This is a genomic window from Marinobacter iranensis (assembly GCF_029207565.1).
Taxonomy (GTDB): Bacteria; Pseudomonadota; Gammaproteobacteria; order Pseudomonadales; family Oleiphilaceae; genus Marinobacter; species Marinobacter iranensis.
The window spans coordinates 1-235 of the sequence record NZ_JANCMW010000414.1 but is presented as its reverse complement, the minus strand read 5'-3'; the positions used below and the strand labels follow the sequence as shown (position 1 = coordinate 235).

Here is a 235-nt window from a genome sequence, read left to right as displayed (position 1 = left end):
CTCCTCCACCGTCCAGCGCGCCTTGAGGTCCACCACGGTGAAGTCGGCGTCATAGCCCACTGCGATCCGGCCCTTGCCGGCAATGCCGAAGATCCGCTGCGGACCCGCGCTGGTCAGGTCGATCACGCGCTGCAGCGTCGTCCGCCCCTCGGCGACATGGTTGAGCATCAGCGGCAACAGCGTCTGCACGCCCGGCATGCCGCTGGGGCTGTCGGGATAGGGCCTGGCCTTTTCC

General features: G+C 68.5%; 1 protein-coding gene. It reads right to left on the bottom strand.

The annotated features are described in order from the left end of the window. Positions 1 to 235, bottom strand: a 235-nt coding sequence (locus NLU14_RS22915) for an amidohydrolase family protein (RefSeq protein WP_275710942.1), incomplete at both ends; no start/stop codon positions are given.